Below are 10,088 nucleotides of genomic sequence, written 5' to 3' on the forward strand. Positions count from 1 at the left end.
TTCCGATCTGCCGCCCCCAGACCCCCGCTTTCGGCCTGAACGGCCTCGTCCTCAAACGCCGGACAGGCTGAAACCCAGCCTCTCCGGCGCTTGAGGAGCGGGGGTCCCGGGGGCCGGCCCCCGGGTCGGGACGGGAAGGGGCGGCGGGGGCGACAACCCTGGGCGCGGTCACCGGGCCGGAGTGTCGGCGATATGTAGGCGCCGGCACAGCCGTGTCGGTGACCTGTCGGTCGTTTGTCGGTCGGCCCTGGCACCGTCATCGGCATGACGCGAATCGACAAGAACCCCAGCGACGGCGGTAGCGCCGTCACCGTGCGGGGGCTGGTCAAGCACTACGGCGAGACCAAGGCGCTGGACGGCGTGGACCTGGATGTGCGCGAGGGCACCGTGATGGGTGTGCTCGGGCCGAACGGCGCCGGCAAGACCACCCTGGTACGGATCCTGTCCACCCTGCTCGCCCCCACCTCGGGCCAGGCGACCGTCGCCGGATACGACGTGCTGCGCCAGCCCCGGCAGCTGCGCCGGGTGATAGGCCTCACCGGGCAGTACGCCTCCGTCGACGAGAAGCTGCCCGGCTGGGAGAACCTCTACATGATCGGGCGACTGCTCGACCTGCCCCGCAAGGAGGCACGCGCGCGTGCCGACGAGCTGCTGGAGCGGTTCTCGCTCACCGAGGCCGCCAAGCGGCCCGCGAGCACCTACTCCGGCGGTATGCGGCGGCGACTGGACCTCGCGGCCTCGATGATCGGGCGGCCCGAGGTGCTGTTCCTCGACGAGCCGACCACCGGACTCGACCCGCGCACCCGCAACGAGGTGTGGGACGAGGTCAAGCGGATGGTCGACGAGGGGGTCACCGTGCTGCTCACCACCCAGTACATGGAGGAGGCCGAGCAGCTCGCCGACGAACTGACCGTCGTGGACCGCGGCAAGGTCATCGCGGGCGGTGCGATCGACGAGCTGAAGGCCAAGGTGGGCGGACGGACCCTGCGGGTGCGGCCCGCGGACCCGCAGCAGCTGCGGCCGCTCGCCGCCACCCTCGACGGCCTCGGCATCACCGGCCTCGCCACCACGACCGTCGACACCGAGAGCGGTTCGGTGATCGTCCCCATCCTCAGCGACGAACAGCTGACCGCGGTGGCCGGCGTGGTCCTCGCGGAGGGCATCACGATCAACTCCATCATCACCGAACTGCCCAGCCTGGACGAGGTGTTCCTGTCCCTCACCGGCCACCGCGCCAGTGCCCCGCAGGACGCCGTACCCACCGACACCCTTGAGGAGGTCGCCGTATGAGCGCGGCAACCGCCACCGCTCCGGCCGCCGACGCGCGCATCCCGCTGCGCGGCCATCTGCGCCACACCGGCGCGCTGATCCGCCGGAACCTGCTCTGGATCCGGCAGGACCCGGAGTCGATGTTCGACGCCGTGCTGTTCCCGGTGATCTTCACACTGCTGTTCGTGTACGTCTTCGGCGGCTCCATCGGGCAGTCGCTCGGCGGCGGACAGGAGAGATACGTGCAGTACGTCATCCCCGGGCTGCTGGCCATGATGGGGATGAACATGGCCCAGGGCGTGGGCACCGGATTCAACACGGACTTCAACTCCGGGGTCATGGACCGCTTCCGGTCCCTGCCGATCGGCCGCGGCTCGGTGCTGGTCGCCAAGATCATGGTGGAGCTGATGCGCATGCTCGTCGCGTGCGTGATCCTCATGGTGGTGGCCGTGCTGGTGGGCTTCCACATCACCCACTGGCCGGGGCTCTTCGCGGCCGTGGGCCTGGCCACCCTGTTCGGCTCGGCGCTGATGTGGGTGTTCCTCACCCTCGGCGTGACGATGAAGAGCGCACAGTCGGTGCAGGCCATGGGCTTCCTGGTACTGATGCCGCTTCAGTTCGGTTCGTCGATCTTCGCCCCGCCGACGACGATGCCGGGCTGGCTGAAGAACTTCACCGAGTACAACCCGCTGTCCACGCTCGCCGACGCGGCACGCGGACTGATGGTGGGCGGCCCGGTCGCGCACGGACTGTGGATGACACTGGCCTGGTCCGTAGGGATCACCGCCGTGATGGCGCCGGTCGCGATCCACAAGTTCCGCACGAACAGCTGAAGTTCACGGTCGGTTCCGCGTCAGACCAGGGCGGCGGCCTCCTCCGCGGAGAGGCCGCCGCCCTCCGCGTGGGCGGTCTCGTAGGCCTCGTCGCCGAGGGCCGCGCGTGCGAGCCGTTCGGCCCGGGCGTACACGTCGCGCTCCATGGACGTCGCGGCATGGCCGGCCGGCAGCAGGGTCCGCGCGGCCCCGATGCAGCGGGCGGCGTCCCGGGCCCGGCGGCCGCCGTCGGCACCGGCGAGACCGATCGCGGCGAGGGTCAGGTACAGGGGGCGCATGTGCGGGGCGATGGCCTCGGACAGCGGGTCGCCGGCCCGTCGCAGCGCCTGCCGGGCCTTGTCCAGGGACTGCTCGTATTGGCCGTCGGCCGCCTCCACGAAGGCCTCCGAGCCGAGGATGAACGCGTCGAAGACGACGAAGTGGGCGATCGTGAACTCCTCGCGCAGCAACCGCAGTTGCTCGCGCGCCTCCGGTATCCGGCCGGCCATGGCGAGTCGGCTCGCGAGGAACATCCGGGCGGCGGGCATGGCCTCGTTGCCCGAGCCGTCCCTGCGCTCGATCACCTCGCGCAGCAGCTGCTCCCCACGCTCCGTCTCGCCCACCTCCAGGAGCGCGCTGCCGAGCCGGGCGCCCAGCACGGCCAACTGGGCGCGGGCGCCCAGGCGTTCGGCGCGTTCCATCGCCGCCTCGTAGTCGGCGGCGGCCGCCGCGTACTCGCCGATGCGTTCATGGGCCTCACCGCGGGCGGACAGCGCCTCGGCGGTGCCCCACAGATCGCCGATCCGCCGGTAGATCTCCAGCGACTCGTCGGCGTCGCGCCGCGCGTCGCCCGCCCAGTCGCTGCGGTTGGCGAGGAGGTTGGCGCGCATCTGCAGGGTGGCGGCGAGTTCCCACTCCATGCCGGGGGTGGCACGGCAGGTGTCGACGCTCGCGTCGAGGATGCCCGGCAGCTGCCCCACGCCGCCGGTCAGCATCACGGCGTAGAACCAGAGGATGCCGGGGGTGCGGCAGTTCTGCGGGAGGCCGGGCCGGTAGACCTCGGTTATGGTGCGCAGCTTCTCCTTCGCCCGCGGGGACTCCCAGGCGTCCAACTCGGTGTCCATGCAGGCGAGATGGGCAAGGTGGACGCCGCGCCTGGCCTCGGCGAGGAGTTCGCCGGACAGTGGGGGCGGGACGTCGGTGCAGCGCTGCCAGAGCGGTTCGGCGCGCCGGACGGGGGCGGTGAAGGGGTCGGGGCCGAGGGCCATGACCTCGACGCACCAGTTGCGGGCCTCGATGCGCGCGTCCCGCATCTGCCAGTACCAGCACAGCGACAGGACGAGGCAGACGGCCTCCTGTTCGTCGCGCTCGGCGACGGCGTGGCGCAGGGCGGTGCGCAGGTTCTCGTACTCGCGCTCCAGCAGCTCGATCGCGGCGAGCTGGCCGGGGCCGCGCAGCAACGGGTCGGTGGTGCGGGCGAGTTCGCGGTAGTACGTCAGATGCGCGCGCTCGGTCTCCGGGCGCCGCCCGGCCTCGTCCAGACGCTCGCCGGCGTACTCGGCGACGGTCTCGAGGAGCCGGTAGCGCATGCCTCCGTCGCCCGCGGGGGCGGCCACCACAAGGGACTTGTCGACGAGCGAACCGAGGGCCTCCAGCGCCGCGGGCCCGCAGACGGCCTCGGCGGCGGCGAGGTCACAGCCGCCCGCGAAGACGGAGAGCCGCCGCAGGACCTCCCTCTCCTCCTCGTCGAGCAGCTCCCAGGACCAGTCGACGACCGCGCGCAGGGTCTGCTGGCGGGGCAGCACGGTCCTGCTGCCGGAGGTCAGCAGCCGGAAGCGGTCGTCGAGCCGGTCGGCGATCTGGCGGGGCGTCAGCATGCGGAGCCGGGCGGCGGCCAGCTCGATGGCCAGGGGCAGCCCGTCGAGCCGCCGGCAGATCTCGGCACACGCCTCGGGATCTTCGTCCGTCCGGAACCCGGGCCTGGCGGCCGCGCCCCGGTCGGCGAGCAGCCGCAGCGCGACCGGCTCGGGCAGCGGCTCCACGGGCCGCAGCAACTCCCCCGGTACGCCGAGGGGTTCACGGCTGGTGGCGAGCACCGTCAGCTCCGGGCAGCGTTCGAGCAGCTCCTCCACCAGCCGGGCGGCGGCCTCGACGACATGCTCGCAGTTGTCGAGGACGATCAGCATGCGCCGCCGTCCGCAGTGCTCGGCGAGCCGCTCGACGGGGTCGTCGTGCCGTTCGGCCCCCGCCGCCCGCATCGCCTCGGCCCCGGCGCCGTACAGCACGGTCTCCCTGGCCCCGACGGCCGTCAGCACGGCCTCCGGTACGGCGTCCGGGTCGTCGACGGGCGCCAGCTCGGCCAGCCACACCCCGTCCCGCGCCGCGTACCGCACGGCCTCGGCAGCCTCCTGCGACAGCCGCGTCTTGCCCGCCCCGCCCGGCCCGAGCAACGTGACGAGCCGCGCCGCGGCGAGATCGCCCCGGATGGCCTCGATGTCGCCCTCCCGCCCGACGAAGGAGGTGAGGCGGGCGCGGAGGTTGCCGGGAGGCTGGGGGGCATTGGCTGCGGGGGCGCCGGCCCCCTGGCCCGACAGGCCGTCTGCCGAGGCCCCGGGCCTCGCACCGTCCGGACCTCCGCCGACGGCACCGGGCCTACCGGCCGCCGGTCCACCGCTGTTCCGCCCGCGGCCGTCCGACGGGGCGCCTGGGCCACTCCCCCGTACCCACTCGTCCCGCTCTCCCGACCGGTCACCGCCGTCCCGCCCGGAACCACCCGCCGGAACGCCGGGCACACGGCCACGCGCCCAAGAATCCTCATCCTCCGGCCGCTCACCGACACCGGCACCCCGGCCACGCAGGCGCGCCTCCCCCTCCTCCGGCCGCGACCACTCCCCCGACCCTTCACCGGCATACCGCCCAGGACCACCCGCAGGAACGCCGGTCGCACCGCCACGAGCCCCCGAATCCACGTCCTCCGGCCGCTCACCGACACCGGCACCCCGGCCACGCAGGCGCGCCTCCCCCTCCTCCGGCCGCGACCACTCCCCCGACCCTTCACCGGCATACCGCCCAGGACCACCCGCAGGAACACCGGTCGCACCGCCACGCGCCCCCGAATCCACGTCCTCCGGCCCCAGCGACCCCCGCGCCCCCTCACCGACACCCCGCCCGCGACCACCCGACGAGGCACCGGCACCAAACCCCGGCGCCCGGGAATCCCCCTCCTCCGACCGCTCACCGACACCCCACCCCGGCCCACCGGACGGCGCGCCGGCAGCACGGCCGGGCACGCGCTCCTCCCCCTCCTCCGACCGCGACCACTCCCCCGGCCCCTCGCCGGGACCACCCGCTGAAGCGGGAGCGTCAAGCCCGCGCGTCCACTCCTCCGGGCGCAGCAACTCCCCGTACAGGGCCCGTAGTTCGTTCCCCGGGTCCGCCCCCAACCGGTCCGCCAGCAGCCGCCGTACCTCCTCGAAGGCGGCCAGGGCCTCCGCCGTGCGGCCCGCGTCGCGCAAGGCTCGCAGGCGCAGGGCCTGGAGGGGTTCGTCGAGGGGGTGGGTGTCGCACAGGGCGGTCAGTTCGGGCAGGGACTGCTCGGCGTGGCCCAGGGCGAGGGCGGCGGTGTGGCGGGTGCGCAGGGCGTCGAGGCGGCGGGTGTCCCAGCGGGCCGCCTCCGCGGTGCGGTCGGGGAGGTCGGCCAGGACGGGCCCGCGCCACAGGCCGAGGGCGTCGTCGAGGACCACGGCCGCCTTGGCGGGGTCACCGTCGGCCAGCGCGCGCGTGCCCTCGCCGGTCAGCCGCTCGAAGCGGTGCAGGTCGACGTCGTCGGGCCGGGCGGCGAGCCGGTAGCCGCCCTCCGCGGAGGCGACGGCGTCCGCGCCGAGCGCCCGCCGCAGCCGGCCGACCAGCGCCTGCAGCGCGCCCGGCGCGTCGGCGGGCGGGTCACCGCCCCACACCTCGTCGACCAGGACACCGGCCGGCACGGTACGCCCGGCGCGCAGGGCCAGCACGGTCAACAGAGCACGCAGCCGCGCCCCGCCGACCGGGACAGGGGTGCCGTCGGGGCGGAGTGCCTGAGTGGTGCCGAGGATGCGATAGCGCACGGGGTCCATTGTCTCCGTTGACGTCGGGGGTGGTCATGGGGTTCCGGCGAGCGGCGCGGTCACGGGGGCAGCGCGACCGGGCTCTCCGCCGGCCCACGCAGAACACATGCCAATCCCCCACGCCCCCACCCTTCCATGGAACCCCCGGCCCCCCGCGAGACGTTTTCCACCTGCGCCCGGTACCGTCGGGCAGTCCCACCGCGTGCACGCACAGTCCAGGGAGTTCCATGACCACCGCCACCACCAGCCGCAGCGACCGGCGGATCAGCCCCGTCTTCCTGGGGATCCTGGCCGTCACGGCGGTCACGGGCTGGGCCACCTGGACCGGGTTCGCCGAGCAGCCGGGCGTGGCCGTGTTCCTGTTCGTGACGGCGGCCTGGATCGTCTCCCTGTGTCTGCACGAGTACGCACACGCGCGTACCGCCCTGCACAGCGGTGACATCTCGGTCGGCGCGAAGGGCTATCTCACGCTGAACCCGACGAAGTACACGCATGCGCTGCTGAGCATCGTGCTGCCGGTGCTGTTCGTGATCATGGGCGGGATCGGGCTGCCGGGCGGCGCGGTGTTCATCGAGCGCGGACGGATCCGGGGCCGCTGGCGGCACAGCCTCATCTCGGCCGCAGGACCGCTGACGAACGTGCTGTTCGCGGCCGTGTGCACCGCCCCGTTCTGGCTGCACGCGCTGGACGGCGTACCGCGCGACTTCCAGTTCGCGCTGGCCTTCCTCGCCCTGCTCCAGGTCACGGCCGCCATCCTGAACTTCCTGCCGGTGCCCGGCCTGGACGGCTACGGCGTCATCGAGCCCTGGCTGTCGTACAAGATCAAGCGACAGGTGGAGCCCTTCGCGCCCTTCGGCCTGCTGTTCGTGTTCGCGCTGCTGTGGGTGCCGTCGGTCAACACCGCGTTCTTCGACGTGATCGACGCGATCCTGCGCAGCCTCGGCATCAGCGACTTCGGCACGTACTGCGGCCAGGAGCTCTACCGCTTCTGGCAGGGCACGAACGAGTTCTGCTCGGTCAGCCCGTGATGGAGGAGGAACGGCGCTCGGCCCGGCCCCGCTTCCAGTAGTACCAGCACATGTTGCTGGACAGCCCCGCCAGCAGGATCCACACGATGCCCAGCCAGCTGCCCTGCGCGAAGGAGACCACGGCCGCGGCCACGGCGAGCACAAAGACGATCAGGGCATAGAGGCCAAGGCGGGGCATGTCGTTCGACTCCTGTCGGCGGGCCGGGGGACACCGTTACGGCGTCCAGTGTCCCCCATCGCCTCACACGTCCGTGACGCGGAGCCCGGCGTGCGCCTTGTAGCGGCGGTTGACGGAGATCAGGTTGGCGACCAGCGACTCGACCTGGTGGGCGTTGCGCAGCCGGCCGGCGAAGATGCCGCGCATGCCCGGGATGCGCCCGGCCAGCGCCTGCACGATCTCGACGTCGGCCCGCTCCTCGCCCAGCACCATCACATCGGTGTCGATCTCGTCGATCTCGGGGTCCTGGAGGAGGACCGCCGACAGATGGTGGAAGGCTGCGGTGACCCGCGAGTCCGGCAGCAGGGCGGCGGCCTGTTCCGCGGCGCTGCCCTCCTCCGGCTTGATCGCGTAGGCGCCCTTCTTGTCGAAGCCGAGCGGGTTGACGCAGTCGACGACCAGCTTGCCGGCCAGTTCCTCGCGCAGCGACTCCAGGGTCTTGCCGTGGCCGTCCCACGGCACGGCGACGATCACGATGTCACTGCGGCGGGCGGTCTCGGCATTGTCGTGGCCCTCGATGCCCTGCCCGAGCTCGTCCGCGGCGGCCTGGGCACGCTCGGCGGCACGCGAGCCGATGATCACCTTCTGGCCGGCCCTGGCCAGCCGGTAGGCGAGGCCCTTGCCCTGCGGCCCGGTCCCGCCGAGGACGCCGACGACGAGCCCGGAGACGTCGGGCAGGTCCCAGGGGTCCTTGGCGGGGGCCTTCGCGGGGGTCTGTGCAGCACTGTCGGTAGAGGTCATGGGCCGACTTTACGTCCGCCCCGGCCACCCCTGTCGGTCAGGTGAGCCGGTTCACGGGCAGCCGTCGCAGGACGATCCGCTCGTAGGCGCCGAAGTCCCCGGTCTCGTAGAAGATCCCGACCGTCGAGGCGTCGAGGCGGACGAGGTCGGAGTAGGCGGCGGGCAGGCCGTCCATCGTGTACACCGGGCGCCAGGTCGTGCCGTTGTTGGTCGAGGCGCGGACGGTCATCAGGGCGCGGGCGTCGGGGTGGGCGGGGCCGGAGAAGAGCAGCACGTCCGGGTCGCGGAGCTGGAGCAGGCTGCCCTCGCAGACCGGGCCCTCGAGGCCTGCCTGTGGCCGGAAGGGCAGGCGCAGGGTTTTGCCGCCGTCCTGGGAGTGGGCGTCGGCGCGGTTGCCGGGCGACGGGGAGTCGGTGCGGGTGTTGAAGTAGACGCTGCCGTCGGGGAGTTCGGCGGCGGTGGTCTCGTTGGCGTTGATGTAGCCGTCGGTGTTGTCGTCGACGTAGCCGATGGACCAGGTCGCGCCGCGGTCGTCGCTGAGTAGGCAGTGGCCGCCGTTGTACCGGCCCTCGGTGCCGAGGTCGGTGCCGGTGGGCGGGAGGCTGTGGTTGGCGGGGACGACGATCCGGCCGCTGCCGAGCTGAAGGGCGTGGCCGGGCCCGGTGGCGTACCAGCGCCAGCCGGCCTTCTTCACCGACTTGGTGATCTCGACGGGGCTCGACCAGGTGAGGCCGTCGTCGTCGCTGTGCCGCACCCACACCCGGCGGCCGTCGGCCTCCTTCACCTTGCCGAGCCGGATCGTCTCCTCGGAGGCGGATGCGGCGTTGCGGACGTGGACGAGGAGGATGCGGCCGGTGTCGAGGACCACGGGGGCGGGGTTGCCCGCCAGGCCGGTGCCGTTGTCCGCGGCGACCTGCAGCGGGCCCCAGGTGCGGCCGCCGTCCGTGGAGCGCTTGAGCACGATGTCGATGTGCCCGTGGTCGCTCGCCGAGTTCACCCGGCCCTCGCAGAAGGCGAGGAGGGTGCCCTTGGCGGTGACGACCGCCGCCGGGATCCGGTAACTCGCGTATCCCTCAAGGCCGGCGCGGAAGGGAACGGTGGCTTCTGTCATCCGCGCACTGTCGCCAGGTCGGGCGAATTCGGGGTGAACGCCCGGTCACGGGTGTCCGACTGGTGCAGGATGCGCAGGCATGGACGCCGTACGTGTCGCGTTGCTGCGGGAAGTGCTCGCCGGGACGGAGTGGTTGGGGGCCGCGCGGCGGTTCGCGGGGGCGCTGCGCGGGTCGGTGGTGTCGCACGGCGGGGGGCTGCTGCTGGTGGGCACCGAGGAGTACGAGCCGTGGCATCTGGCGGCCCATCTGGTGGACGAGGCCGCGTGGTCGGGGACTCCGGAGCTGGCCCCGACCCTGGTACGGCACGGGGCGCGTCCCTCTGATCCGGCGCATCTGGCGGTGGGGCTCGGGCGGTTGGCGGCGGCGCGGCGGGGGGAGACGCTGCTGGTGGTTTCGCCCGGGGGGCCTGAGGGGCCGCTGCTGGAGCGGGTGTATGACGTGCGGCGGGCCGGGGCGACGGTGTTGGCGCTCGGGTCGGGGGAGGGTGAGCTTGCCTCTCTGGCTCATGAGTCGCTGGCTGTGCCGGAGGGCTCCGAGCTGGACCTGGACACTGTGCAGCACCTGGTGAGTGCGGCGGCCGGTGAGAACGCCCTGCCGGCGCCGCGGGGGAACCGACGCCTGAGGGACCGCCTCTACCGCCTGGCGGAGCAACTCACGGCGCCGCCGCCGGCGCGCTGGTGAACTTGGTTCGCCCCCGCCGCCCCTACCCGTCCCGACCCGGGGGCCGGCCCCCGGACCCCCGCTCCTCAAACGCCGGAGGGGCTGGGTTTTTGCGGGGGTGCGGTATTTTGTGCGGGCCGGCGATG

At 73.0% G+C, this 10,088-nt stretch carries 8 protein-coding genes; 4 read left to right on the plus strand and 4 right to left on the minus strand.

All coding sequences use genetic code 11. From position 1 onward, the window contains the following. Positions 1-264 precede the first annotated feature (264 nt). Together ACWC1K_RS50285 and ACWC1K_RS50290 are read left to right on the plus strand one after the other, a co-directional pair. Positions 265-1,290: an ATP-binding cassette domain-containing protein gene (locus tag ACWC1K_RS50285; protein WP_450840891.1), complete on the plus strand. Its 1,026-nt coding sequence runs from the start codon at positions 265-267 to the stop codon at positions 1,288-1,290. Further along, on the plus strand, positions 1,287-2,102 hold the full coding sequence (locus ACWC1K_RS50290) for an ABC transporter permease (RefSeq protein ID WP_450840893.1): 816 nt from the start codon (positions 1,287-1,289) through the stop codon (positions 2,100-2,102). Before ACWC1K_RS50285 ends, ACWC1K_RS50290 begins: the two co-directional genes overlap by 4 nt. A 20-nt stretch (positions 2,103-2,122) precedes the next feature. On the opposite strand, the gene ACWC1K_RS50295 is transcribed toward ACWC1K_RS50290, so the two are convergent. After that, entirely contained in the window at positions 2,123-6,184 is a 4,062-nt protein-coding gene (locus ACWC1K_RS50295; RefSeq protein ID WP_450840895.1) for an AfsR/SARP family transcriptional regulator, read from the minus strand. 227 nt (positions 6,185-6,411) lie between these two features. Between ACWC1K_RS50295 and ACWC1K_RS50300 the strand changes: the two genes are divergently transcribed. Further along, positions 6,412-7,212 carry a site-2 protease family protein gene (locus tag ACWC1K_RS50300; RefSeq protein ID WP_450840897.1) on the plus strand — a complete coding sequence of 267 codons (801 nt, stop codon included), beginning with the start codon at positions 6,412-6,414 and terminating at the stop codon, positions 7,210-7,212. Here ACWC1K_RS50300 and ACWC1K_RS50305 read toward each other — a convergent pair. The 3 genes from ACWC1K_RS50305 to ACWC1K_RS50315 all read right to left on the minus strand — a co-directional run bounded on the left by ACWC1K_RS50305 (position 7,202) and on the right by ACWC1K_RS50315 (position 9,281). Continuing rightward, complete coding sequence (locus tag ACWC1K_RS50305) at positions 7,202-7,390, minus strand: hypothetical protein (protein WP_450840899.1); 189 nt, start codon at positions 7,388-7,390, stop codon at positions 7,202-7,204. The genes ACWC1K_RS50300 and ACWC1K_RS50305 overlap by 11 nt on opposite strands. Before the next feature lie 63 nt (positions 7,391-7,453). Further along, entirely contained in the window at positions 7,454-8,170 is a 717-nt protein-coding gene (gene npdG / locus ACWC1K_RS50310; protein ID WP_450840901.1) for an NADPH-dependent F420 reductase, read from the minus strand. 37 nt (positions 8,171-8,207) lie between these two features. Next, positions 8,208-9,281 (minus strand): sialidase family protein, encoded by a 1,074-nt coding sequence (locus tag ACWC1K_RS50315; protein ID WP_450840903.1) that lies wholly within the window; start codon positions 9,279-9,281, stop codon positions 8,208-8,210. A 79-nt stretch (positions 9,282-9,360) separates the two neighbouring features. Between ACWC1K_RS50315 and ACWC1K_RS50320 the strand changes: the two genes are divergently transcribed. After that, entirely contained in the window at positions 9,361-9,963 is a 603-nt protein-coding gene (locus ACWC1K_RS50320; protein WP_450840905.1) for a hypothetical protein, read from the plus strand. Positions 9,964-10,088: the final 125 nt, after the last annotated feature.

Source organism: Streptomyces sp. NPDC001492 (genome assembly GCF_053597275.1).